This window comes from Streptomyces muensis (assembly GCF_021474425.1).
Taxonomy (GTDB): domain Bacteria; phylum Actinomycetota; class Actinomycetes; order Streptomycetales; family Streptomycetaceae; genus Streptomyces; species Streptomyces muensis.
This window is the reverse complement of the sequence record NZ_JAKEIP010000132.1, coordinates 1-23,841: the sequence shown is the minus strand read 5'-3', so window position 1 is coordinate 23,841 and position 23,841 is coordinate 1. Positions and strand designations below refer to the sequence as shown.

Annotated in this window: 20 protein-coding genes; 4 read left to right on the top strand and 16 right to left on the bottom strand. The window is 71.3% G+C overall.

Features of this window, described 5'->3' with window-relative positions:
* The 5 genes from L0P92_RS26990 to L0P92_RS26970 form a co-directional block, all read right to left on the bottom strand.
* The coding region (locus L0P92_RS26990; RefSeq protein WP_234765615.1) for a phytoene desaturase family protein at window positions 1-1,543 on the bottom strand (1,543 nt) is incomplete at its 3' end.
* A gap of 79 nt (window positions 1,544-1,622) precedes the next feature.
* Window positions 1,623-3,866, bottom strand: coding sequence for a serine/threonine-protein kinase (locus tag L0P92_RS26985; protein ID WP_234765614.1), 2,244 nt, complete (start codon window positions 3,864-3,866; stop codon window positions 1,623-1,625).
* Between the two features lie 61 nt (window positions 3,867-3,927).
* Window positions 3,928-4,770, bottom strand: a complete 843-nt coding sequence (locus L0P92_RS26980) for an oxygenase MpaB family protein (protein ID WP_234765613.1) — start codon at window positions 4,768-4,770, stop codon at window positions 3,928-3,930.
* A gap of 9 nt (window positions 4,771-4,779) precedes the next feature.
* Window positions 4,780-5,958, bottom strand: coding sequence for an acyl-CoA dehydrogenase family protein (locus L0P92_RS26975; RefSeq protein ID WP_234765612.1), 1,179 nt, complete (start codon window positions 5,956-5,958; stop codon window positions 4,780-4,782).
* A gap of 133 nt (window positions 5,959-6,091) precedes the next feature.
* The gene (locus L0P92_RS26970; protein ID WP_234765611.1) at window positions 6,092-6,475 is read right to left on the bottom strand and encodes a four-helix bundle copper-binding protein; all 384 of its coding nucleotides are present in this window, start codon (window positions 6,473-6,475) and stop codon (window positions 6,092-6,094) included.
* 71 nt (window positions 6,476-6,546) lie between these two features.
* Between L0P92_RS26970 and L0P92_RS26965 the strand changes: the two genes are divergently transcribed.
* From L0P92_RS26965 to qcrB, 3 genes are all read left to right on the top strand, one after another.
* Complete coding sequence (locus L0P92_RS26965; protein WP_234765610.1) at window positions 6,547-6,912, top strand: DUF6479 family protein; 366 nt, start codon at window positions 6,547-6,549, stop codon at window positions 6,910-6,912.
* A gap of 80 nt (window positions 6,913-6,992) precedes the next feature.
* Window positions 6,993-7,343, top strand: a complete 351-nt coding sequence (locus tag L0P92_RS26960) for a DUF8129 domain-containing protein (RefSeq protein ID WP_234765609.1) — start codon at window positions 6,993-6,995, stop codon at window positions 7,341-7,343.
* A gap of 41 nt (window positions 7,344-7,384) precedes the next feature.
* Entirely contained in the window at window positions 7,385-8,929 is a 1,545-nt protein-coding gene (gene qcrB / locus L0P92_RS26955) for a cytochrome bc1 complex cytochrome b subunit (RefSeq protein ID WP_234765608.1), read from the top strand.
* On the opposite strand, the gene ctaF is transcribed toward qcrB, so the two are convergent.
* Both ctaF and ctaD read right to left on the bottom strand, forming a co-directional pair.
* On the bottom strand, window positions 8,836-9,315 hold the full coding sequence (ctaF, locus tag L0P92_RS26950; RefSeq protein WP_234765607.1) for an aa3-type cytochrome oxidase subunit IV: 480 nt from the start codon (window positions 9,313-9,315) through the stop codon (window positions 8,836-8,838). The genes qcrB and ctaF overlap by 94 nt on opposite strands.
* The gene (gene ctaD / locus L0P92_RS26945; RefSeq protein WP_234765606.1) at window positions 9,312-10,982 is read right to left on the bottom strand and encodes an aa3-type cytochrome oxidase subunit I; all 1,671 of its coding nucleotides are present in this window, start codon (window positions 10,980-10,982) and stop codon (window positions 9,312-9,314) included. The genes ctaF and ctaD overlap by 4 nt, the downstream gene beginning before the upstream one ends.
* Before the next feature lie 177 nt (window positions 10,983-11,159).
* Between ctaD and ppk2 the strand changes: the two genes are divergently transcribed.
* Entirely contained in the window at window positions 11,160-11,963 is an 804-nt protein-coding gene (ppk2, locus tag L0P92_RS26940) for a polyphosphate kinase 2 (protein ID WP_234765605.1), read from the top strand.
* Between the two features lie 27 nt (window positions 11,964-11,990).
* Here the strand turns inward: ppk2 and L0P92_RS26935 are convergent, their stop codons facing one another.
* From L0P92_RS26935 to L0P92_RS26895, 9 genes are all read right to left on the bottom strand, one after another.
* Window positions 11,991-12,872: a universal stress protein gene (locus L0P92_RS26935; protein ID WP_234765604.1), complete on the bottom strand. Its 882-nt coding sequence runs from the start codon at window positions 12,870-12,872 to the stop codon at window positions 11,991-11,993.
* A gap of 379 nt (window positions 12,873-13,251) precedes the next feature.
* Window positions 13,252-15,648: a glycoside hydrolase family 65 protein gene (locus L0P92_RS26930; RefSeq protein WP_234765603.1), complete on the bottom strand. Its 2,397-nt coding sequence runs from the start codon at window positions 15,646-15,648 to the stop codon at window positions 13,252-13,254.
* Window positions 15,645-16,463, bottom strand: coding sequence for an HAD family hydrolase (locus tag L0P92_RS26925; protein WP_234765602.1), 819 nt, complete (start codon window positions 16,461-16,463; stop codon window positions 15,645-15,647). The genes L0P92_RS26930 and L0P92_RS26925 overlap by 4 nt, the downstream gene beginning before the upstream one ends.
* Window positions 16,464-16,890: 427 nt before the next feature.
* The gene (locus L0P92_RS26920) at window positions 16,891-18,696 is read right to left on the bottom strand and encodes an RICIN domain-containing protein (RefSeq protein ID WP_234765601.1); all 1,806 of its coding nucleotides are present in this window, start codon (window positions 18,694-18,696) and stop codon (window positions 16,891-16,893) included.
* 44 nt (window positions 18,697-18,740) lie between these two features.
* Entirely contained in the window at window positions 18,741-19,808 is a 1,068-nt protein-coding gene (locus L0P92_RS26915; RefSeq protein WP_234765600.1) for a LacI family DNA-binding transcriptional regulator, read from the bottom strand.
* A gap of 141 nt (window positions 19,809-19,949) precedes the next feature.
* On the bottom strand, window positions 19,950-20,381 hold the full coding sequence (locus L0P92_RS26910) for a tetratricopeptide repeat protein (protein WP_234765599.1): 432 nt from the start codon (window positions 20,379-20,381) through the stop codon (window positions 19,950-19,952).
* Window positions 20,382-20,407: 26 nt separating this feature from the next.
* Entirely contained in the window at window positions 20,408-21,514 is a 1,107-nt protein-coding gene (locus L0P92_RS26905) for an LLM class flavin-dependent oxidoreductase (protein WP_234765598.1), read from the bottom strand.
* Between the two features lie 127 nt (window positions 21,515-21,641).
* Window positions 21,642-22,115 carry a MarR family winged helix-turn-helix transcriptional regulator gene (locus L0P92_RS26900; RefSeq protein ID WP_234765597.1) on the bottom strand — a complete coding sequence of 158 codons (474 nt, stop codon included), beginning with the start codon at window positions 22,113-22,115 and terminating at the stop codon, window positions 21,642-21,644.
* A 53-nt stretch (window positions 22,116-22,168) separates the two neighbouring features.
* Window positions 22,169-23,650, bottom strand: coding sequence for a GH1 family beta-glucosidase (locus tag L0P92_RS26895; RefSeq protein ID WP_234765596.1), 1,482 nt, complete (start codon window positions 23,648-23,650; stop codon window positions 22,169-22,171).
* Window positions 23,651-23,841: the final 191 nt, after the last annotated feature.

Here is a 23,841-nt window from a genome sequence, read left to right as displayed (position 1 = left end):
CGTCCACGACCCCGCCCTCGCCGGCACCCCCCCCGCGCACCGCGCCCGCCCCGCACAGCAGCACGTTGGCGTGGGAGGTCTCCACGCCCCAGCGGCCGGTGCCCTCCTGGGCGTACGGCCAGGCCAGTTCGCGGTGGAAGATGTTGCCGCCGGGCAGGCGCAGGTCGCGGTCCAGGTCCAGCGGGGTCTTCGCCTCGATGCAGGGGCGCCCTTCGGCGTCGGTGGCCAGGCAGTCGGCGATCGGCTCGGCGAGGTGGGCGTCCAGCTGGGCCAGCGTCGACTTCAGCAGCTCGTCGCGTACGGCGTCGTTGTCGCGCTCGAAGAGCCTGGCCGGGGTGTGCAGGCCGAACAGGGTGAGGGTCTGAAAGCCCTGGGCGACGAGGTCGGGGCCGAGGATCGTGGGGTCGGTCAGCGAGTGGCAGTAGATCTCGGACGGCGGCACGGCGGGGAGCTCCCCGGCGGCGGCCTGGGCGTGGGCGGCGGCCAGTTGGTCGTAGCCCTCGGCGATGTGGAAGGTGCCGGCGAACGCCTCGCGAGGGTCGACGGAGCTGTCGCGCAGCCGGGGCAGGCGCTTGAGCAGCATGTTCACCTTGAGCTGGGCACCCTCGGCGGGGGTCGGGGGTGTGTCGCCGGTGAGGTCGGCCAGTTCCCGCGGGGAGGCGTTGACCAGGACGTGCCGCGCGGTGGCGACGCCCTCGCCGTCGGCCGTGCGGTAGGTGACCTCGGCCGTACGGCCGTCCGTGTCGATCCGTACCGCCTCGTGCCCGGTGACGATGTCAGCGCCCGCCTGCCGCGCCGCCGTGGCCAGGGCGTCGGTGAGGGCGCCCATGCCGCCGACGGGGACGTCCCAGGCGCCGGTGCCGCCGCCGATCACGTGGTAGAGGAAGCAGCGGTTCTGCTTGAGCGAGGTGTCGTGCGCGTCGGCGAACGTGCCGATCAGGGCGTCGGTGAGGACCACGCCCCGCACCAGGTCGTCCCTGAACCGGTCCTCGATCGCCACCCCGATCGGCTCCTCGAAGAGAGTCCGCCAGGCGTCCTCGTCGTCCACCCGGCGGCGCAGTTCCTCTCGGCTCGGCAGTGGTTCGGTGAGCGTCGGGAACACCCGTTGGGCGACCTCGCCGGTCATGGCGTAGAAGCGCTGCCAGGCCGCGTACTCGCGTTCGCCGCCGGTCAGTCGTTCGAAGGCCTCCCGGGTGCGCCGCTCCCCGCCGCCCACGAGTAGTCCGGTCGGGTGTCCGTCCCGTTCCACGGGGGTGTAGGAGGAGACGTCGCGTGTGCGGACGCGGAACTCCAGGCCGAGGTCCCGGACGATCTTCTTCGGCAGCAGGCTGACCAGGTACGAGTAGCGGGAGAGCCGGGCGTCGACGCCGGCGAACGGGCGCGTGGACACGGCGGCGCCGCCCGTGTGGTCCAGCCGCTCCAGCACCAGCACGGACCGCCCGGCCCGCGCGAGGTAGGCGGCGGCGACCAGGCCGTTGTGGCCTCCGCCGACGATGACGGCGTCGTACGTACGGCTCGCGGGGCTCGACTCGTGTGCAGGCATGGTTCTTCGTAACACGTGATGATCTAGGTCGGCCAGACGTGCGGGTGTCCGGAGTCATGCAGACTGCGAGCGTCTGGAGTCAGGGTCCGTCGGCCGCCCGCTGCTGCCGCAGCACCGCCACTCTCCGGTACAGCTCGACCGCTTCCGCCTCCCGTCCGAGCTGCTGGAGGCAGTGGGCCTCGTCGTTGCGGCTGGCGAGGGTGTCGGGGTGGTCGGCGCCGAGGACGCGCTCGCGGGCGGCGGCGACCGAGCGGTACTCGGTGAGCGCGTCCGGCCAGCGGCCGAGCCAGCCGAGGCTCACGGCGACCTCGCGCCGGCTGACCAGGGTGTCGGGGTGGTCGGGCCCCAGCACGCGCTCGCGGATCGCGCACACGTCACGGGACTCGGCGAGGGCCTCCTCCCAGCGGCCGAGGCGGCCGAGGTTGACGCCGAGGCCGTGGCGGGCGCGGAGGGTCTCGGGGTGGGCGGGGCCATGCACGCGGGCGCGGTCGTCGATCAGGTCGCGGTAGAGCTGGAGCGCCTCCGCGCTGCGGCCGAGCCGGCCGAGGCTGATGCCGACCTCGTAGCGGGCGGCGAGCGTGTCGGGGTGGTCGGGGCCGAGCGCCTGGGCGCGCGCGTCGGCGACCTCCCGGTAGGTCTGGAGGGCCTCGGCCCAGCGGCCCAACTGGCCCAGGGCGTAGGCGACTTCGTAACGGGTGACCAAGGTGTCGGGGTGATGCGGGCCGAGGACGCGGGCGCGGGCGGCGGCGACCTCGTCGGCCATGCGGTACGAGTCCTCCAGGCGGCCCAGTCTGCTGAGGTTGAAGGCGAGGTTGTGGCGGCAGCGCAGGGTGTCGGGGTGGTCGGCGCCCATCGCGCGCTCCCGCGCGGCCAGGACGGACATGTAGACCTGGTGCGCGTCGAAGTGGCGGCCCAACTGGCCGAGGACGTACGCCATTTCCTGCCGGGCGGCGAGCGTGTCGGGGTGGTCGGGGCCGAGGGAGAGGCTGCGGGCGCGGGCGACGTGCTTGTACTCGCGCAGGGCGTCGGCGGCGCGGCCGGTGCGGCTGAGGGTGAAGGCGAGTTCGTAGCGGCTGGCGAGGGTGTCCGGGTGGTCGGGGCCGAGGAGGTGTTCTCGTTCGGCGGCGACCGCGCGGTGCACCTCGCCCGCCTCGGTCCAGCGGCCGAGCCGGCCCAGGCTCAGCCCGGCGTTGTGCCGTCCGGCCAGCGCGGTGAGGGTGGCCGCTGACGGGGCGGGCGGTCCGTCGGGGGCCGCGGTGTCGTCGGGGCGGCCGGCGGCCGGGCGGGGGATCCACTCACCGGTGAGGCCGGCCGCGGCGTCCGGCGGTGTGGTGCGCAGTCCGGCGCCGGTGGCCTTGTGGCCGGTGGTCATGCCACGGGTCCAGGACGGCAGCCGGGGCGTTCGGGCGGCCACGGGCGCCGGGGGCCTGAGGTCCGGCTGCGGGGTCACGACGGTCGGCACGTACGCCGGTGTCGTACGGCCCAGGCTGATCCGGCGGCCCAGCTCGCGTCCGTCGTGCGGGCGTTCCTCGGGGCGTTTGGCGAGCAGGTCGAGGATGACCTTCTCGAAGTACTCGGGCAGTTCGGCGCGGTGGCTGCGCGGCGGCCGGGGCGGGGTGTCGCGGTGGCCGACGAGGATGGCCCAGGGGTCGTCGAGGTCGAACGGCGGTACCCCGGTGGCGATCTCGTACAGCACGCAGCCCAGCGAGTACAGGTCGCTGCGCTGGTCCACCTCGTCGCCGCCGATCTGCTCCGGCGACATGTAGTGCGGGGTGCCCATCGCGATGCCGGTGCCGGTCAGCCGGGAGGTGAAGCCGATGTCGTGGGCGAGGCGCGCTATGCCGAAGTCGCAGATCTTCACCGTGCCGTCGGCGAGCCGCATGATGTTCGCCGGTTTCAGGTCGCGGTGCACGATGCCCTGCTGGTGGGTGTAGGCGAGGGCGGCGGCGACCTGGTCGGCGATCTCGACGACGTCCGGGACGGGCAGCGGATGGTGCTTGTTGTCCTCCAGGAGCTGGCTGAGGTTGCGGCCCTGGAGCAGTTCCATGACCAGGAACAGCACGCCGTCGGACTCGCCGAAGTCGTGCACGACGGTCACGCCGCGGTGCTGGAGCGCCGCGGCCACCCGGGCCTCGCGCCGAAACCTCTCCCGCAGGACGCGCGTGAAGGAATGGTCGTGCTGCGGCCCCAGCGGCTTGAGGCACTTCACGGCGACCTGCCGGCCCAGCGACTCGTCGCGCGCACGCCACACCTCGCCCATACCGCCGCGCCCGATCAGATCGAGCAGCCGGTATCGGCCCTGGATCAGCCTGGTGTCCCCCATCTCCCGTGCTCGCCCCCCGTTGTGGTCCGCCCCACCCTCCCGGCTCGTCCAGTATGGCGAGCTATCGTCCGAGTTTGTACGGTGCCGGGCGAGAGCCGGGGCCGAGCCTGGCCATGGCGCGCAGGATGTGTTTGGGCGGGAGTTGCCAGCGCAGACGTGCGGGAACACAGCGCAGCAGGGTGCCTGTGGCACGCAACTGGCGGGTGACGGTGGCGGGTTTCGGGGCCGGTCTGCCGTACAGCTCGTGGGCGTACGGCGGCAGTGCGGCGTACGCCAGGTGCGCCACGCGCCGCCAGAGCACCTCGCGCGCCGGGACGAGCAGGGGGTGCGTCGGTGGGCGGAGCAGGAAGTCGTCCACCGCGCGTGCCTCGGGTCCGCATGCGAGCTCGGGGCGCACCTTCTCGAAGTACGCCGCCATCTCGTCCTGGTTCGCCGGTACGGCGTCGGGATCCAGGCCCACCAGCCGGGCGCTGACCCGTTGTTCGCCGATGTAGCGGTCGGCCTGCGCGTCGGTGAGAGGGACGCCGGAGCGCCGGGCGACCTGCAGATACGAGTCGATCTCGGCGCAGTGCACCCACAGCAGAAGTTCGGGTTCGTCGACGCCGTACCGCTCGCCGGTGTCCGGGTCGGTGGCGCCCAGCATGCTGTGGATCTTCCGCACGCGCGCGCCGGCCTTCTCGGCGGCCTCGGTGGTGCCGTACGAGATCGTCCCGACGAAGTCGGCGGTGCGCAGGAGGCGGCCCCAGGCGTCGTGCCGGAAGTCGCTGTTCTGCATGACGCCGCGTACGGCACGTGGATGGAGGGCCTGGAAGTAGAGCGCTCGGATTCCGGCGACCCACATCATGGGGTCGCCGTGCATCTGCCAGGTCACGGAGTTCGGGGTGAACAGCCCGGGATCGCCCATGCCCGCAGGCTAACGCCGTACCCTCGGCATCCCCAGACCGATCCACGAGATGATCTCCCGCTGGATCTCGTTGTTGCCGCCGCCGAAGGTGAAGATGACGGCCGAGCGGTAGCCGCGCTCCAGCTCGCCGTGCAGCACCGCGCCCGCCGAGCCCTCCTTCAGCGCCCCGGGTGCGGCGACGATCTCCATCAGCCAGGCGTAGGCGTCGCGGCGGGCCTCGGAGCCGTAGACCTTCACGGCGGAGGCGTCCTGCGGGGTGAGGGTGCCGTCCTGGACGGCGCTGACCATCTTCCAGTTCAGGAGCTTGAGGGCGTCGAGCCTGGTGTGGGTCTGGGCGAGGCGGCGGCGCACCCAGGGCAGGTCGATCACCCGGCGGCCGTCGGCGAGCTTGGTCTCCATGGCCCAGCGCTGGACGTCGTGCAGGGCGCGGATGGCCATGGTGCCGTGGGCGGCGAGGGTGACGCGCTCGTGGTTGAGCTGGTTGGTGATCAGCCGCCAGCCCTGGTTCTCGGCGCCGACGCGGCGGGAGACGGGGACGCGGATGTTCTCGTAGTAGCTGGCCGTGGTGTCGTGCGAGGCGAGGGTGTTGATCAGGGTGCAGGAGTAGCCGGGGTCGGTGGTCGGGACGAGGAGCATGGTGATGCCCTTGTGCGGCGGGGCCTCGGGGTCGGTGCGGGTGGCCAGCCAGACCCAGTCGGCGGTGTCGCCGTTGGTCGTCCAGATCTTCTGCCCGTTGACGACGTACTCGTCGCCGTCGCGCACCGCGCGCGTCCTGAGCGAGGCCAGGTCCGTGCCGGCGTCGGGCTCGCTGTAGCCGATCGCGAAGTCGATCTCGCCGGAGAGGATCCTGGGCAGGAAGTACGCCTTCTGCTCGTCCGTGCCGTACTGCATGATCGTCGGGCCGACGGTGTTCAGCGCCATCAGGGGCAGCGGTACGCCCGCCTGGGCGGCCTCGTCGAAGAAGATGAACTGCTCGATCGCGGTCAGTCCGCGGCCGCCGTACTCCTTGGGCCAGCCCACGCCGAGCCAGCCGTCCGCGCCGAGCCGGCGGATGACGGTGCGGTAGTGGCGCTTCTGGGCGGTCGGGTCGGTGAACCGGGTCCCGGCGAGGTCCGGCACCAACTCGGCGAAGTAGTCGCGCAGTTCGCTGCGCAGCCGCTGCTGCTCGGGCGTGTATTCGAGATGCACGGCGCCTCCAGGCTCCCCGGACCGGTCCTGACGGCGCACACCGTAGAACGTGTTCCAGAAATTGGGAATGGCGAGGAGCGGGCCGGTACCGCCACGATCCGATCCGAGCGCTCGCGCGATCGGGTGCGAGCTCTCAGCCCAGCGTGGCCATGAAGTCGCTGCAGGCCCGTGCGCAGTCACGGCAGGCCTGCGCGGCGTCCTCGGCGTCCGGGTGCTTGTCGAAGACATGGGCGCACTCCAGGCAGACCGTGCGGGTCCACTCCAGCTGCATCCGGACGGCGCTCTCGGCGTCCTCGTCCATGGGGCCCTGTTCCGACAGCACACGGCAGGTCGCGTCGCACACCTCGGCGCACAGGATGCCCTTGCGCCGCACCAGTTCCTGTTCCGTCGTCCCGTCCGGATCCACGAAACTCGCGCGCAGGGCACAGGCACGGGCGCACTCGGTGCAGGCCTGCGCACAGGCGAAGCGGTCCTCCAGGAACCGGACGAGCTCTTGCTGGGATGTCGTCGATGTCACACAGGGCGGGTAGCCGGAGCCGGGGGCACCAAACCCGGTGTTCATGAGTGGTCGAGGGGTACTCGCGAGCCATGGACACCACTTGGATGGACATCGCAGCGGCGAACGGCGCGCTCGCCGTCGGACTGCTGGTCGCCGGTGTGGTCGTGGTCGCGCTGCTGATCGGCGCCTTCGTCCTGGGCGTCCGCGTCAGGCGCCGGGAGTCGCGTCCGCCGCGCCCCGACGAACAGCCCAGGCTGCCCGCCGAGGGCCCGGTCCACGAGGTCCGCGAGAACAGGGAGCCGGCGGAGGTGCCCAGGAGCGAGCACCGGATCACTCCGCACGACCTGCCCGCCCACGGCAACATCCCGTCCCGGCCCAGCCCGTCGAAGGAACGGCCCCGCTGGACCGAGGGCGGCAGCGGATCGTTCGGCAGCGGCGGCACAGGCGGAACGTGACACCGACGGCCTGCCGAGGCGTCCTTGCGCGTCGCACCCGTCGTACCCGTCGTACCCGTCGTACCGAGGAAGTGAGAACCATGGCCGACCACGCCCGTGACAACCTGCCTCTGCCCGACTACGACCATCTGCCGATCGGCGGGCTGGAGAGCCGCGTGCGGTCGCTGACCTCGGAGGACGTCGAGGATCTGCTGGCGTACGAGCGGTCGCACGCCGACCGGCTCCCGGTGACCGAGCTGCTGGCCACCCGTCTGGATCAGCTCCACGCCGGCGCCGAGCCGACATCCGGCGACCCGGGCGCCCTGCGCCCCGAGAGCGGCGGCCGCCACACCGGTTCGGCGGTGTCGCCCGCGACTTCGTCGCCGCCGTTCAGCCCGCCGCCGCACGGCACCCCCGACCAGCGCGGGAAGCCGAAGGGTGATCGTTCGTAACGGTCCGTTTCGGGTCGCGGACGCGAGGGCACTCGTGATCCGTGCTGTGGAGGAGGAGCAGGGCCCGCGCGGCCGCGCGGGCCCGCCGTGCGACCGAACGCGCCGCGGACCACATCGACGAGCGGCTTCCGCTGTACGAGAGCGGCGGCCTCCTGCGCAAGGCGTTCCCCGACCACTGGTCGTTCCTGCTGGGCGAGATCGCCCTCTACAGCTTCATCGTCCTGCTGCTGACCGGGATCTGGCTGACCCTCTTCTTCCACCCGTCGATGACGGAGGTCGTGTACCACGGCTCGTACCGGCCGCTGAACGGCGTACGCATGTCGGAGGCGTACGAGTCCACCCTGGACATCAGCTTCGACGTACGCGGCGGTCTGCTGATCCGGCAACTGCACCACTGGGCGGCGCTGGTCTTCCTCGCCGCGATCGGGCTGCATCTGCTGCGGATCTTCTTCACCGGCGCGTTCCGCCGGCCCCGCGAGGTCAACTGGCTGATCGGCGTGACCCTGTTCCTGCTGGCGCTGGCCGAGGGCTTCGCCGGCTACTCGCTGCCGGACGACCTGCTGTCGGGCACCGGCCTGCGGATCGCGCAGGGCATCATGCTGTCGATCCCGCTGGTCGGGACGTATGTGAGCTTCTTCGCGTTCGGCGGCGAGTTCCCGGGCCAGGACCTGATCCCACGGCTGTACGCGCTGCACATCCTGCTGCTCCCCGGACTGCTGCTCGCGCTGATCTCCGTGCACCTGATCCTGGTCTTCTATCTGAAGCACACCCAGTGGGCGGGCCGGGGCCGTACGAACCGCAACGCGGTGGGCAAGCCCATGGTTCCGCACTTCACGGCGTCGTCCGGCGGTCTGACCTTCATGGTCTTCGGTGTCCTGACGTGGTTGTCGGGGGTCGCTCAGATCAACCCGATCTGGGCGTACGGGCCCTACCGCGCGGACGTCGTCTCGACCGGTTCGCAACCGGACTGGTACGTCGGCTTCCTGGAGGGCTCGCTGCGTCTGGTGCCGCCCTGGGAGACCTCGGTCGCCGGGCACACGGTGATGTGGAACGTGCTGCTGCCGGCGGTCGTCCTGCCGGGGCTGCTGTTCGCGGTGCTGTACGCGTATCCGTTCGCCGAGCGCTGGGCGACCGGCGACTCGGCGGAGCACCATCTGTGCGACCGGCCGCGCGACCGGCCCGTGCGGACCGGCCTCGGTGTCGCGGCGCTCAGCTGTTACGGCGTCCTGCTGGCGGCCGGCGGCAACGACGTCCTCGCCGACACCTTCGCCCTCTCGGTGAACGCGCTGACCTGGGTGTTCCGCATCGCCTTCGTGCTGCTGCCACCCCTGGCGTTCATGGTGACCCGACGGGTGTGTGCGGCCCTGCGGGAACGGGACCAGGAGCGGCTGGTGGAGGGCGAGGAGACCGGTGAGGTGCGGCAGACCATCGAGGGCGGCTATGTGGAGAGCCATGAGCCGCTCGACGAGGAGCGGCGGTATGTGCTGCGGAGCTATGGCTTCGGCGTGGAGGAGGTCGGAGACGCCGAGGGCGTCGAGGAACCGGCGTCCTCGGGGGACGAGTTGGGACGCCGACCGTCCCGCTGACCGTCCCGGTCGGCGTACTGGAAGACCATGCCGAAGACGCCGTGCCCCAGCACGCCGAGCCCCAGCAGGAACAGCCACAGGCCGTAGACCACGCCGAGCGCGGCCAGGACGGAGCCGACGGCGGTCGTGATCGGCCAGGGGCTGTGCGGCGGGAAGAAGGCGAGTGGGCCGGCGGTGTCGACGACCTCGGCGTCGGCGCGGTCCTGTGCCCTCGGGCCTCGCCTGCGGTACTGCATGTGCAGGAAGAACGCGACGAGGGCGGCCATCAGGAACGCGACGACCAGGACGGCGGTGCCGGCCGGCTCCTCGGAACGCCAGCCGTAGCCGACGGCGGTGACGAGGAAGAACCCCGCCACGCCCATGAACAGCCGGGACTCGGTCTTCACTGGACGTGCCTTTGGTCGAGGCGGGCGAGCTCGGGATGGTGCAGGTCGAACGCGGGGGACTCGGAGCGGATCCGGGGCAGGGCCGTGAAGTTGTGGCGCGGGGGCGGGCAGGTGGTGGCCCACTCCAGGGAGCGGCCGTATCCCCAGGGGTCGTTGCGGGTGGCCGGTGTGCCCTGGTGGGTGGTGCGCCAGACGTTGTAGAGGAACGGCAGGGTGGACAGGCCCAGCAGGAACGCGCCGATGGAGCTGATGGTGTTCAGCAGCGTGAAGCCGTCCGTGGCCAGGTAGTCGGCGTAGCGGCGGGGCATGCCCTGTTCGCCGAGCCAGTGCTGGACGAGGAAGGTGGTCTGGAAGCCGACGAAGAGGGTCCAGAAGTGGATCCGGCCGAGGCGTTCGTCGAGCATCCTGCCGGTGAGCTTCGGCCACCAGAAGTAGAAGCCGCCGAACATCGCGAAGACGACCGTGCCGAACAGCACGTAGTGCAGATGGGCGACGATGAAGTACGAGTCGGTGAGGTGGAAGTCCAGCGGCGGGGAGGCGATGAGGACGCCGCTCATGCCGCCCAGCAGGAACGTCACCAGGAAGCCGCACGCCCACAGCATGGGTGTCTCGAACGACAGGGAGCCCTTGATCATCGTGCCGATCCAGTTGAAGAACTTCACCCCGGTCGGCACCGCGATGAGGAACGACATCAGGGAGAAGAACGGCAGCAACACCGCACCGGTGGCGAACATGTGGTGGGCCCACACCACCGCGGACAACATGGTGATGGCGATGGTGGCCCCGATGAGACTGACGTAGCCGAAGATCGGTTTGCGGCTGAAGACCGGGATGATCTCGGAGACGATGCCGAAGAACGGCAGCGCGACGATGTAGACCTCGGGGTGGCCGAAGAACCAGAACAGGTGCTGCCACAGCAGTGCCCCGCCGCTCGCCGCGTCGTAGATGTGCGCCCCGAACCTGCGGTCCGCCTCCAGGGCGAACAGGGCGGCGGTGAGCACGGGGAACGCGGGCAGGACCAGGATCGATGTGAACAGCACGTTCCAGGTGAAGATCGGCATCCGGAACATCGTCATGCCGGGGGCGCGCAGGCACAGGATCGTGGTGATGAAGTTGACCGCGCCGAGCGTGGTGGACACACCGGTCACCACCAGGCCCATGGTCCACAGGTCACCGCCGGAGCCGGGGCTGCGGACGGCGCTGTTGAGCGGTGCGTAGGCGAACCAGCCGAAGCTCGCCGCTCCCCCGGGCACGACGAAGCCGCCGACGACCATCAGGCCGCCGAACAGGTAGAGCCAGTACGACAGGGCGTTCAGCCGTGGGAAGGCCACGTCCGGTGAGCCGATCTGCAGCGGCATGATCGCGTTGGCGAACCCGGCGAACAGCGGGGTCGCGAACAGCAGCATCATGACCGTGCCGTGCACGGTGAACAGCTGGTTGTACTGGTCGTTGCTGAACAACTGCAGTCCGGGGCGGGCGAGTTCGGCGCGCATCAGCAGGGCGAGGACACCGCCGAGGAGGAAGAAGGCGAAGCTGGTCGTCAGATAGAGGTTGCCGATCACCTTGTGGTCGGTCGTCGTCGCCCACCGGAGCAACGCCCGGCCGAGTCGCCCGCGCGCCCGGGCGGGGGTCGCACGCGCCGGGTCGGTCCTGCTCTCCACCGCCATGGGCCGCTGGGTACCCGGGCGGCACGGGTGTCAGTCCTGCGGTGCCCGGCATTCACCCGTGCGCCGCACCGGCCGTCGGGGCGGCCCGGGGGATGCGAGGGTGCGTACGGGGTGCGCGGCCGGTCGGCGGTCAGTACGGTGCTGTTCTGGTGTTCGAGCTCGGCTGTGGGAGGCCGCATGGCCGGCGACAAGGCAGCGAAGCTGCCACGCAAGACGTACGAGAAGGAACTGCTGCGCCTGCAGACGGAGTTGGCGAAGCTCCAGGAGTGGGTGCGGACGGAGGGCGCCCGGCTGGTCGTGATCTTCGAGGGGCGGGACGCGGCGGGCAAGGGCGGCACGATCAAACGGGTCGGCGAACATCTCAATCCGCGGATCGCGCGGATCGCGGCGCTGCCGACGCCGACCGAACGTGAGCGCGGCCAGTGGTACTTCCAGCGGTACATCCAGCATCTGCCGGCCGCCGGGGAGATCGTGCTGTTCGACCGCAGCTGGTACAACCGGGCCGGTGTCGAGCACGTCATGGGGTTCTGCACCCAGGAGGAGTACCAGCGCTTCCTGCGGCAGTGCCCGCTGTTCGAGCGGATGCTGGTGGAGGACGGGATCCTGCTGCGCAAGTACTGGTTCTCGGTGAGCGACGAGGAGCAGCAGGACCGCTTCCGGCGCCGTCTGGAGGACCCCCTGCGCCGCTGGAAGCTCTCCCCCATGGACCTGGAGTCGATCACCCGCTGGGAGGTGTACTCCCGGGCCAAGGACGAGATGATGGTGCACACCGACATCGCCGAGGCGCCCTGGTACGTCGTCGAGAGCGACGACAAGCGCCGGGCCCGGGTGAACATGATCGCCCATCTGCTGGACTCGGTGCCGTACCAGGACGTCCTCCCGCCCGTGCTGGACCTGCCCGAACGGCCGGAGTCGACCGGCTACGAGCGGCCGCCGCGCGAGCTGCGCAAGTACGTCCCGGACCACGCGGCGAACCTCTGAGCCGGGCTCGCCTTCCGCTCGGCCCGTTCACTCCTGCCCGGACCGCACGACGGCGACCGGGCAGTGCGCGTGGTGGAGCAGGGCCTGGCTGACCGAGCCCAGCAGCATCCCGGCGAAGCCGCCCCGCCCGCGCGCCCCGACCACGACCAGTCCGGCGTCGGCGCTGGCCTCGATCAGGGTGTGCCGGATCCGGCCGCGCACCAGCCTGCGGTCCACGGCGACATCCGGATACCGGTCGCGCAGTCCGCCCAGCGCCTCGGCGAGCACGCGTTCCTCCTCGTCGTGCAGCCGCTCCTCGTCGTATGTGACGAAGGGCGGGTCGGCGGGGCTGTCGTAGGCGCGCTCGGTCCGGGTGCTCCAGACGTGCAGCGCCACCAGGTCCGTGCCGTGCAGGGCGGCCCGGGAGAAGGCGAACTCGACGGCTCCCCGAGCCGCGGGCGAGCCGTCGACGGCCAGGAGGACGGGCCCGGCCGGGTTCGGCCTGCCGCGTACCACCAGCACCGGGCAGGCGGCATGCGCGGCCAGATGACCCGCGGTGGAGCCGAGCAGCAGGGCACCGAAGCGGCTCAGGCCCCGGCTGCCGACCACGACCAGGGACGCGGTGCGCGACTCGATCTCCAGCACCGTCACCGGTTCGCCGACGACGATCTCGCGCATGACCTCGACGCCCGGCGCCGTCTCATGGGCGCGCCGTTCGGCCTTGGCGAGCGTCCCGTCGATCAGCTCGCGCATCCCGGCCCCGCTGGGCTCCCAGGGCCGGCCACCATGCGGAATGTGCGCGGCCGGCCACCCGAAGGCATGCACCAGCCGCAGCCCCACACCGTGCAGCCCGGCCTCACGCGCGGCGACCTCCACACCGTCCAGACTCGACGCCGAACCGTCCACCCCGACGACTATCGGGCCATTCATCACACTCCCCTTTCCTGGCGACGCCCACGAACGCCGTACACCCTCCGGGCGGACCCGCAGAGACCACCCGGCCCATCCCGGGCAGGCCCCCGGATGCCACCCAGCCCATCCCGGCGGGCTCTCGGACGCCACCCAGCCCATCCCGGCAGGCTCTCGGACGCCACCCAGCCCATCCGGCACGGACCCCGGATGCCACCCGTCCCTTCCCGGGCGGGCTCCAGGCGTGGCCTGCGGCCTTCCTGGCGGCGGCCGCCGGCCCGTGCGCCGTCTCATGCCGGGACCGTCAGGCTCTCGCCACGACGGCCCGGGCCGCCCGGATCGGCGGCCGTCGCACCTCCCAGCCTCTCCCCGCCGGAGGCATTCCGCACCGGCCGGGTCGTCAGTCGTGGAGGACCAGGCGGCCTGTCTGGCCAGGTTCCAGGGACACGCCGCGGCCCGGGAGGCGTACGTCGATGGGCAAGGCGTCGGAGGAGGGGACCTCGATCTCCAGCAGGCCGCGCTCCAGGCGCAGCCGTACGCCCCAGTGGCCCTGGTAGCGCAGGGGGAAGCCGTAGGAGGACAGCTCGGGCAGGGGTACGGGGTCCAGCCACAGGGCGCCGCCCCGGGTCTCCAGGCCGGTCAGGCCGCGCTGCACGAGGTCGAGGGTGCCGGCCATGGCGCCCAGGTGGATGCCTTCGCCGGTGGTGCCGCCCTGGACGTCGGCGATGTCGCCCTGGAGGGCCTCCTGGCAGAACTTCCACGCCTCGCTGCGCCGGCAGCGGGCCAGTACCCAGCCGTGGACCAGGCCGCTGAGGGTGGAGCCGTGGCTGGTGCGGTGCATGTAGTACTCGACGGTGCGCCGCCAGGTGTCCTCGTCCAGCCGCACGCCCAACCGGTGGAACAGGCCCCCGAGTTCGGCCGGGGCGAAGAGGTAGCCGAGCATCAGGACGTCGGCCTGTTTGGACGCCTTGTAGCGGTTGACGGTGTCGCCCTCGGCCTCCAGGATCCGGTCCAGCCGCCGGATGTCGCCGTAGCTCTCGCGGTAGCCGTGCCAGTCGAGCTCGGCGAGGTCGCCGTAGCCCGCGAACTGGCTGATGACGTCGTCGTGGAAGGGGACGTGGAGGGTGCGCGAGACGTCCTCCCACAGTTCGAGTTCGCCGGCGTCGAGGCCGGTGCGCTCGGTGAGTTCGCGGCGGCGGGGCTCGGGCAGGGTGTCGAGCAGCTCCAGGGTGCGGGCGAGCACCCAGGCCGCGGTGACGTTGGTGTACGCGTTGTCGTCCAGGCCGGGGGAATCGGCGTCCGGGTACGCCTCGTGGTACTCGTCCGGCCCCACCACGCCCTTGATGCGGTACCGGCCCAGGCTCGGGTCGTGGACCGCCTTGTCGGCCCAGAAGCGGGCGATCTGCAACAGCATCTCGGCGCCCTTGGTGTGCAGGAACTCCATGTCGCCGCTGGCCTCGCAGTACTGCCACACGTTGTAGGCGATGGCCGAGCCGACATGGTGCTGGAGCCGGGAGTGGTCGGGCAGCCAGCGTCCCGAGCGCGGGTTGAGATGGAGCTGCTGGGTCTCCTCGCGTCCGTCGCTGCCGCTCTGCCAGGGGTACATCGCGCCCCGGCGGCCCACCGCACGGGCCGCGGTGCAGGCCTGTTCCAGGCGTCGGTGGCGGTGGCGGAGCAGGGCGCGGGAGACCTCCGGGAAGTGCAGGTTGAGGTACGGCAGGACGAACAGCTCGTCCCAGAAGACATGGCCGCGGTAGGCCTCGCCGTGCAGTCCCCGGGCCGGCACGCCGACGTCCAGGTCGGCGGTGTGCGGGGAGAGGGTCTGCAGGACGTGGAAGAGGTGCAGCCGCAGGATGCGTCCCGACTCTCCGGGCACGTCGAGTGCGGCGCGGCGCCAGAGCTGGTCCCACGCCGTGAGGTGCGACGCGACGAGCGCGTCGAAGCCGGGGGCCCGGCCCACCCGGTCGACGGCGGCGTGCAGCGGGTCGCTGATGGCCGGGTCGCGGGAGGTGTGCAGGGCCACGGTCTTGTCGACGGTGACGGTCCGGCCGGGGGCCAGGTCGATCGTCAGCTTCTGGATGGCGTACGGCCGTTCGTGGCGGGCCGTGACGGTCGCGTCGGCGGTCAGCCGGGAGGCGATGCCGATGCGGATGTCGGAGGTACGGGTGCGGCAGCGCAGCCAGACCGTGTCCGGGGTGGCGGTGCCGGTGTGGACGTGGGTCAGATGGCGTCCGTCGAGCTCCCGGTAGCGCGCCACGCCGGAGTTGGTGACACCACCGTCCAGGGCCGCCTCCACCTCCAGCGGGCCGGAGTATCCCTCGGCGGTGAACTCGGTGCGCAGGGCCGCGAGATGAGGATCGGCCATGTGTGCCATCCGATGCTGACGCAGGATCAGTACGCGGTCGTCGCCCAGGTCGTAGCGCGTCCGGCGCTCCATGAGGCCCGCGGCCAGGTGCAGCATCTGCCGGTGGTCGAGCACGGTCGTCGTGTCGGGCGTGATCCACTCCCCGCCGGGGAGACGGAACCGCAGGGGCAGCCAGTTCGGGACGTTGACCATGTCCTCGTTCTCCACACGGCGTCCGGCCACCTCGGAAGTGAGCCGGTTGTAGATGCCGGCCACATAGGTCCCCGGGTAGTGGATGTCGTCGGCGGCGCACTCGGGCAGCGCGCCCCGGGTGGCGAAGTAGCCGTTGCCGAGCGTGCACAGCGACTCCCGGAGGCGTTCGTCGGCGGGCGTGTAGCCCTCGTACTCCCAGCTCCAGCCCGTGCCTTCGGCCTCCAGGCTCCGGTCCGTCACGTCGGTGCTCCTCCCGCGCAGAGTTCTCCGAGGTCGTGTACGACGAGGTCGGCGCCGTGCCGCAGCAGCCGCGCCCCGGTGTCCGGGCCGGCGTCCCGGTCCACGCCGACCACCAGGGCGAATCCGCCGCGCCGCCCCGCCTCCACACCTGCCAGGGCGTCCTCGACGACGGCGGCGCGGCCGGCGGGGACACCGAGCCGGCGGGCCGCCTCCAGGAACAGATCCGGCTCCGGTTTGCCCGCGAGGCCCAGCCGGGCCGACTCCGCGCCGTCCACGAGGGTGTCGAACAGGTCGAGTACCCCGGCCCGGCTCAGCAGCTCACCGGCGTGCCGGGACGCGGACGCCGCCGCGCGGGGCACTCCTGCCGCGCGCAGGGCCTTCACCAGCCGTACGGTCCCCGGGTAGGCGTCGACGCCGTGCTCGCGCAGCCGCTGGGTGAAGAGGCGCTCCTTGTCCTCCGCGACGGACCGCACCGTCTCGGGCGAGGCCTCGATGCCCCGGGCGGCGAGGAAGGCCGCGGCTCCGTCGAGGCGGGACCTGCCGTCCACGTGGCGCAGATAGTCGTCCCGCGGGTCGAAGGGGCGGCGCAGGTCGGGGTCCTCGGGCGGGTGGGCGCGCAGGAAGGCGTCGAAGGCCACCTTCCAGGCGGCGGCGTGCACCTTGGCGGAGTCGGTGATCACGCCGTCGGTGTCGAAGACGACGGCGCGCACGTCCCGCAGCACGGGGGCGAGCGCGTCCTCGGACCGGTCGGGCGTGCCGGGCGCGTCCGGCGTATTGGGCGTACCGGGAGCGTTCGGCGTGTCGGGCGGACGCATGATCACGCTCGCCGTGGCGGGACGGCGCTCGGGCACCGCGTGGGGCAGGGCTCCGGGGGTACGGCATCCAGGGGATGTCGGTGCAGGTCGGCAGCTGGGAACGCGAACCGCACGGCCTTCTCACCTCCGCTCGACGGCTCGCCCGCGCCCGGCGGGATCCGCTCATGGGTACCCGCCAGACCCGCCTTGTCACCTCCGGTTCCCCGCCCGGTCCGCTCCGGACGCGTCGGCGCCGCACGGTCCGTGCCCGGTGAGGGCCGGGCGGCCCTGGCGCATCGGCCGTGCGCATGGTGTGCTGGAGGGGACGGGAAGGACCCGGAACGGCGCGGGGAAGCGGATGACGGCCGCGCACCGCGCAATCAGGATCCGCGAGAAGTGGATAGGGCCCTTCCCGCCCTGTCTCTCTCCCGGACGACCACTGGACGAGCTACTGGACGAGCTCCCAGTCCTGTGAGCCGTCGCTGACCGCGTTCTCCAGGGTCAGCGGGCCGTCGGCGGTCGCTCCGGTCAGGTACAGGCTGGTGTTCTTGATCGACTGCAGCCTGTAGAAGCCGTCGGCGGTCCTGATCAGGTTCCAGCTGCCCGTGGCGCTGTTGTCGACCCACTGGCCGATCCGCTGTCCGGCCGTGGCGTTGCCGGTCCAGATGGCCGCCGCGCGGCCGCCCGCCTTGTTGAGAAGGGTCACTCCGCCGTTCGGTTCGGTCACCACGTGCCAGTACTGGGTGTCGCCGTTCGCCACCGAACCGGGCGCCTCCAGGCGTACGTCGGGAACGTCCGCGTTGCCGATGTTGGCGTCGTTGGTCTTGTTGCCGGTGCCGATCACCTGGTCCGTCCTGCGGTTCACCAGTTGGTGGTACGCACCGGCCGAGTGGCCGAGGTCGACCTCGGCGAAGCGGAGTGTGGAGGTGCCCTGGTTGTTGAGGATGGAGACACGTCCGGTGCCCTCGACGTACTGGAGGTTGCGGCTGTACCCGGCCTGCGAGGTCGTCTGGTACTCCTTCCAGGTGCCGTCGCCGCGGCCGCTCTCGTTGACCCAGACGTTGCCGCTGCCGGCGGCGTTGTAGACCAGTCGCCCGCCGGGGAGCCTGATGAGGACCGGGCTGCCGCCGGTCGCCAGGGCGCGGGAACCCGCGTCGAGCGGCAGTGCGGTGACGCCCGTGCCGGTGGCGGAGCCCCGGTAGAACCTCAGGGGGTCGTCGGCGAGCAGGTACCTGGTGTTGGCTCCGCCGCCCCAGTACTCGAAGGTCAGCAGCCACTTGCCGTCCGTGGTGCGGACGACGTTCGTCATGCCCGGCCGCCCGCCTCCGATCTCCGTCTTCCCGCCGCCCATGTCCTGGGTGAGTCCGGCGACGTCGACGACGGGGGCGCTCCACGCCGCGCCGCGGCCGTCCCACGTCTTGTGGACGAGTATCTGGCCCTTGGAGTCGGTGGCGGTGTCGTTGGCGGGGTCGAGGATGGGGACGCCGGTGGTCGGGTCGAAGCCGATGTAGTCGTTCTCGTCGGAGTAGTAGCAGACGAGACGGCCCTTGTGGACCATCAGGTACGGCTCCCAGAGCGGGTCCACCTGCTTGTTCGTGTTCGCGGCGGCGATGTTCTGCCCGGTCGCGCCCGCGCTGCCGCCCTGCCAGCCGCCGGTGGCGACGATGTTGACGACCTTCCAGGTCGCGCCGTCGTCGGTGCTGGAGTACAGCGCTATCGCCAGGTCCGCGCGGTCGCCGTCGTTGGTCGGTGTCCAGTCGGGGTCGGCGGCCTTGTGCTCCTTGTAGTAGTGGTCGTCGCCGGACACGACGCTCGCGAGGAGCAGGGTGCCCTGCTTCAGGTTCCCGACGTCCTGCGGCAGGACGTAGAGGTACGGGTTGGTCCAGTTGCTCGTGTACTTCGCGTACCGCGGGTCGCCGGACAGGTACGCCGGTGCCTTGACCTCGGTCAGCGGCTGCCATGTCGTGCCGTGGTCGTCGCTCTTGTACACCGGGAGGGTCTGCCGGTCCGCACTGCCCGTCTCGGCGACGACCGTGGACTTCTCGAACGAGGCGACCAGCCGCCCGCTCGGCAGCTGAGCCGACTTCGGGTAGACCGCGCAGTTGCCCCGCCCTTTCAGGCAGGGTTCGTTCCCGAGCTGGTACAGCGTCCCGCCCGTCGGGTTGTAGGCCTGTGCGCTGCTCATGGGGATCGCCACCATCGCGGATGCCGCGACGACGGTGCCCAGCGCCCTGCTCAGCCTTCTTCTGTGCATTGCCTCTCCTCGCGCGCGGGGATCACTACGGGTGGGGGTGCTGTTCAGTCGCCGGCGTGCGGCCTGCTCCCGGCCGGGGGCGCGGTCGAGGCGCGGACGACCAGTTCGACCGGCGGATCGGTCGCCGGCTCCGGCTCCGCGTCCGGTTTCTCGATGGCCCGCACCAGGAGTCGCAGCCCGTCGCGCGCCACGGCGTCGAACGGCTGGCGCACGGTGGTCAACGGTGGGGTGACGTAGGCGGAGACGGGGATGTCGTCGAAGCCGACGACACTGACGTCGTCGGGCACACGCAGACCGGCTTCCGTCAGGGCGCGGATCAGACCGATGGCCATGTCGTCGTTGGCGGCGAACACCGCGGTGACGTCGTCCGCCGCGGCGGCGAGCGCACGGCCCGCCGCGTGGCCGGAGGCGGCCGACCAGTCGCCCTCGACGACGGGCGGCTGCTCCCTGCCGTGCGCCGACAGCGCCGCCCGCCAGCCCGCGAGGCGGTCCCGGGCGGCGAACCACCGCTGTGGTCCGGCGATGTGATGCACCGTCATATGGCCGAGTTCCAGGAGATGCTCGGTGGCCGCCCGCGCCAGCGACTCGGCGCCGACGCCCGCGACCACGGCCCGGGGACCGGCGAACACCGCGGGTGCGCCGAGGACGAGCACCGGCACTTCGACGTCGAGGGAGACCGCCCCCTCGTCGATGGGCTCGGATACGACGACACCGTCCACGCCCTGTTCGAGCAGCGACTCCACGGCCCCGGCGACGCCTCCCGGGTCGCCCTCCAGGGTGTTGACCACCCGCAGCGCGTAGCCGGCGTCCCGGGCGGCCCGTTCGATGCCGATGAGCAGCGAGGCCGGACCGTACAGGGCGGTCCCCAGCGCGACCACGCCGATGGTGCGGGTCCGCCCCGAGGCCAGCGCCCGTGCCGCGCTGTTCATCCGGTAGCCGAGCTCCTCGGCGGCTTCGAGCACACGCCGGCGCACGTCCTCGGAGACGTACCGCTCACCGTTGAAGACCCGGGAGACCGTCTTCTGCGAGACACCGGCCAGCCGGGCCACGTCCACGGCACGCGGCGCGACGGGCGTCCCGCCCTGCCCGCCCTGACCTCCCACTCGTGACATCGACGTCTCCTCGTGCCCGTGCTCCGCCTGTATGACTGCGCTGTCATGACTGCGGTGTCATATCTACGCAGCCGAAGGGGACACGTCAAGACTTCGCACAGGGATGAGGCCGGGGCGGGTCGGCGCGACGGAGGGCGCCGCTCACACGTCGTCGGGGAACTCACCCGCGAACGCGCCGGCCATACGCAGCCAGGGCTCCGCCTCGTCCTGACGTCCCTGGCGTTGCAGGGTGCGGCCCAGCATCAGATGGGCGTAGTGCTCCACCGGATCGCGCTCGACGATCTCGCGCAGCTGTTCCTCCGCGCGCCCGAGCTGGGCGGAGTGGTAGTAGGCACGGGCCAGCAGCAGCCGGGGTCCCGTCTGCTCCGGCGCCTCCTCGACCACGACCGCGAGCAGCTTCGCCGCACCGAAGTAGTCCCGCGCGTCGAACAGCAGCCGGGCCCGCTCCCAGCGCTCGAGGGTGCTCTCCTCGCGCGGCACCCCGGCTCCGTTGTCGAACAGGTGCAGCGCGCTGGCCCAGCGGTCGGGCGCCACCCCGTCGGTCGCCGCGTACGCGTTGAGGTTCTCGGTCATCGTCCTTCGGCTCCTCTCGTGGTGTGTCACGCCACCGGTCCGGTCGTCCGTGCGCGCTCCGCTTCACGGGCGGCGAGCAGGGAGGTGTGGGTGGGTGCGTCCGGGACGTCGGCCGGCCGGTTCTTCGCGAACTCCTCGCGCAGCACCGGGACGACCTCCTCGCCGAGCAACTCGATCTGCTCCAGCGCGGTGTTCAGCGGGATTCCGCCGCCGTCCACCATGAACAGCTGACGCTGGTAGTCGCCGAAGTGCTCGCGGAAGGTGAGCGTCTTCTCGATGACCTGCTCGGGGGTGCCGACCGTCAGCGGGGTCTGCTCCATGTACTCCTCCAGGGACATCCCGCCGCCCATCACCGGCGAGTGGTCGAAGACCGGGCGGAACTCCCGGATCGCGTCCCGGGAGTTGTGGCGCATGTAGACATGGCCACCGAGTCCGACGACGGCCTGCTCGGGCGTGCCGTGCCCGTAGTGCGCGTACCGCTGCCGATACAGGTCGATCAGCGACTTCGTGTGTTCCTTCGGCCAGAAGATGTTGTTGTGGAAGAACCCGTCGCCGTAGTAGGCCGCCTGCTCGGCGATCTCCGGCGAACGGATGGAGCCGTGCCAGACGAACGGCGGTACGCCGTCCAGGGGGCGCGGTGTGGACGTGAACCCCTGCAGGGGCGTACGGAACTTCCCCTCCCAGTTCACGACGTCCTCGCGCCACAGCCGACGCAGCAGGGCGTAGTTCTCGACGGCGAGGTTGATGCCCTCTCGGATGTCCTTGCCGAACCAGGGGTAGACGGGGCCGGTGTTGCCGCGCCCCATCATCAGATCCACCCGGCCGTCGGCCAGGTGCTGGAGCATCGCGTAGTCCTCGGCGATCTTCACCGGGTCGTTGGTGGTGATCAGTGTGGTGGAGGTCGACAGCACCAGCCGCTCCGTCCGCGCGGCGACGTAGCCGAGCATGGTCGTCGGCGACGACGGCACGAACGGCGGGTTGTGGTGCTCCCCGGTCGCGAACACGTCCAGCCCGACCTCCTCGGCCTTCTGAGCGAGGGCCACCATCGCCTTGATCCGCTCGTACTCGGTCGGCGTACGACCCGTGTGCGGGTCGGTGGCCACGTCACCGACGGTGAAGATGCCGAACTGCATCGCCCTCACTCTTCCTCGGTTGATACATCAACTATGTCCCTGCAACGTGTCCACTCACCCCGCTATTCCACGCGGTGCCGGGGCCGCCGACCACAGCTCGCACCGCAGCAGCCGCTCCACCGTCCGGTCAGGACTGGGTCTCGTCCAGCTTGCCGATGACGCGTTCGGAGACCTCGGCCAGGACCCGCAGTTCGGCCGGCGTGACGTGATCGATGAAGAGTTCGCGCACCGCCTCGACATGACGCGGGGCGGCCGCCTCGATGGCGGCCCGCCCGGCATCCGTGATCACCACGAACGCGCCACGCCCGTCCTCCGGGCACTCCTCCCGTACCACCATGCCCCGCCCGGCCATCCGGGCGATGTGGTGGGACATCCGGCTCTTCTCCCACTCCAGCGCCCGCGCCAGATCCTGGTACCGCTGCCGCCCGTCCGGGGTGTCCGTCAGATTGACCAGCACCGCGAAGTCCGCAGGGGACACGTTCGACTCAGACTGGAGCAAGCGGCCCAGACGCCCGCCGAGCCGTTCATGCAATCGGACGAAGCCTCGCCATGCGCGCTGCTCCTCCGCCGTCAGCCATCGCACGTCCTCTTGCTCTCCCATGGAGGCAGTGTAGACGTAGTTGACAGGTCATCGATTGCGTCGGCGGTGTCACGTCAGCCGACCTGGATGCGGGAGCTGGAATCGGCCACGTGCAGCGCCGGCAACGGCGGGATGGTGCCCGTCACCGCAAGGTCCCGGTACCACAGCGCGCTGTCCTTCAACGTACGGCGCTGGGTCTCGTAGTCGACGTGGACGATGCCGAACCGCTTCGAATATCCGTAGCCCCACTCGAAGTTGTCCATCAGCGACCACACGAAGTACCCGCGCAGATCGACGCCGGAGCTCAGGGCACGGTGGGCGGCGGTCAGATGGCGGCGCAGGTAGTCGACCCGCTCGGGGTCGCGGACGGCGTACGTCCCGTCGGCGCGGACGGTGACGCGGTCGTCGAAGGCCGCTCCGTTCTCGGTGACGACCAGGGGCTGGTCCGGGAATTGGGCGTGCAGGTCCAGGAGGAGTTCCTCCAGGCCGTCGGGGTCGATGTTCCAGCCCATCGCGGTGTGCGGCCCCGGCTGCTCGACGAACTCGACCTGGGGCGAGCCGGGCCAGGGAGAGCCGCCCATGTCCTTGTGGCCGTCGTGGTTCTGACGCGCAGTCGCACCGTCCCAGAGCCGGACGGCGGTGGTGGCGTAGTAGTTGACGCCCAGCAGGTCCAGGGGCTGGTGGATCCGGGCGAGGTCGCCGTCCTGGACGAACGCCCAGTCGGTGACCGCGGCGGTGTCCTCGATGAGGTCCGCCGGGTAGTGGCCACGCAGCATGGGGTCGGTGAAGGAGCGGTTGGCGAGCGCGTCGATGCGGCGCACGGCCTCCTCCCCACCGTCGCCCCGGCCCCGCAGGACGTGGAAGTTGAGGGTGACGGAGTACTGCGGGTCGTTGGTCGTGACCGCCCTCAGCTGCTGCACCGCGAGCCCGTGCGCGAGGTTGAGGTGGTGGACCGCGGTCAGCGCCGCCGCGCCGTCGGTCCGGCCGGGGGCGTGCGCTCCCGCTCCGTAGCCGAGGTAGGCGGAGCACCACGGTTCGTTCAGGGTCGTCCAGATCGCGACGCGGTCGCCGAGGGCCTCGCCCACAGTGCGGGCGTAGTCGGCGAAGGCGTCGGTGGTGGCTCGGTTCGTCCAGCCGCCGGTGTCTTCGAGGGCCTGGGGCAGGTCCCAGTGGTAGAGGGTCGCGACCGGTGCGATGCCGCGGTCGAGCAGGCCGTCGACCAAACGGCTGTAGAAGTCCAGCCCCTTGGGGTTGGCCGGGCCCCGGCCGGTCGGCTGGACCCGCGGCCAGGCGATGGAGAAGCGGTACGCCCGCAGACCCAGGGACGCCATGAGATCGAGGTCGTCCTCGAGGCGGTGGTAGTGGTCGGCGGCGACGTCGCCGGTGTCGCCGTTCCAGGTCTTGCCGGGGGTGTGGGAGAAGGTGTCCCAGATAGAGGGGCCGCGTCCGTCCTCGGTGGCGGCGCCCTCGATCTGGTACGAGGCGGTCGCGGAGCCGAGGACGAAGTCGGCGGGGAAGGTCAGGGGCTGGGCCGGGTCGTTCGGGAAAGTCGGCATACGCGTCTCTCTGGCTCTCTGAAGGTCTCGACTGAAGGGCCGGGTCCTTACGGACCCGGCGGGTCGGTGGCCATGGGACCGTCGCTCGACCCTTGCCGGGCCGCCCACCCCGGAACTACGGTGATGTTAACGTTAACAACTGTCAAGGTCCTCGCCCGCGATCCCCTTCCCCGGCCGTCCCCACCTCGCCC

Bases quoted from the DNA above. Each gene is read 5' to 3' on its own strand.
- L0P92_RS26985 (WP_234765614.1), bottom strand. From the start codon at position 3,866: ATGGGGGACACCAGGCTGATCCAGGGCCGATACCGGCTGCTCGATCTG.
- L0P92_RS26980 (WP_234765613.1), bottom strand. From the start codon at position 4,770: ATGGGCGATCCCGGGCTGTTCACCCCGAACTCCGTGACCTGGCAGATG.
- L0P92_RS26965 (WP_234765610.1), top strand. From the start codon at position 6,547: ATGGACACCACTTGGATGGACATCGCAGCGGCGAACGGCGCGCTCGCC.
- L0P92_RS26960 (WP_234765609.1), top strand. From the start codon at position 6,993: ATGGCCGACCACGCCCGTGACAACCTGCCTCTGCCCGACTACGACCAT.
- ctaD (WP_234765606.1), bottom strand. From the start codon at position 10,982: ATGGCGGTGGAGAGCAGGACCGACCCGGCGCGTGCGACCCCCGCCCGG.
- ppk2 (WP_234765605.1), top strand. From the start codon at position 11,160: ATGGCCGGCGACAAGGCAGCGAAGCTGCCACGCAAGACGTACGAGAAG.
- L0P92_RS26935 (WP_234765604.1), bottom strand. From the start codon at position 12,872: ATGAATGGCCCGATAGTCGTCGGGGTGGACGGTTCGGCGTCGAGTCTG.
- L0P92_RS26925 (WP_234765602.1), bottom strand. From the start codon at position 16,463: ATGCGTCCGCCCGACACGCCGAACGCTCCCGGTACGCCCAATACGCCG.
- L0P92_RS26920 (WP_234765601.1), bottom strand. From the start codon at position 18,696: ATGCACAGAAGAAGGCTGAGCAGGGCGCTGGGCACCGTCGTCGCGGCA.
- L0P92_RS26915 (WP_234765600.1), bottom strand. From the start codon at position 19,808: ATGTCACGAGTGGGAGGTCAGGGCGGGCAGGGCGGGACGCCCGTCGCG.
- L0P92_RS26910 (WP_234765599.1), bottom strand. From the start codon at position 20,381: ATGACCGAGAACCTCAACGCGTACGCGGCGACCGACGGGGTGGCGCCC.
- L0P92_RS26905 (WP_234765598.1), bottom strand. From the start codon at position 21,514: ATGCAGTTCGGCATCTTCACCGTCGGTGACGTGGCCACCGACCCGCAC.
- L0P92_RS26900 (WP_234765597.1), bottom strand. From the start codon at position 22,115: ATGGGAGAGCAAGAGGACGTGCGATGGCTGACGGCGGAGGAGCAGCGC.
- L0P92_RS26895 (WP_234765596.1), bottom strand. From the start codon at position 23,650: ATGCCGACTTTCCCGAACGACCCGGCCCAGCCCCTGACCTTCCCCGCC.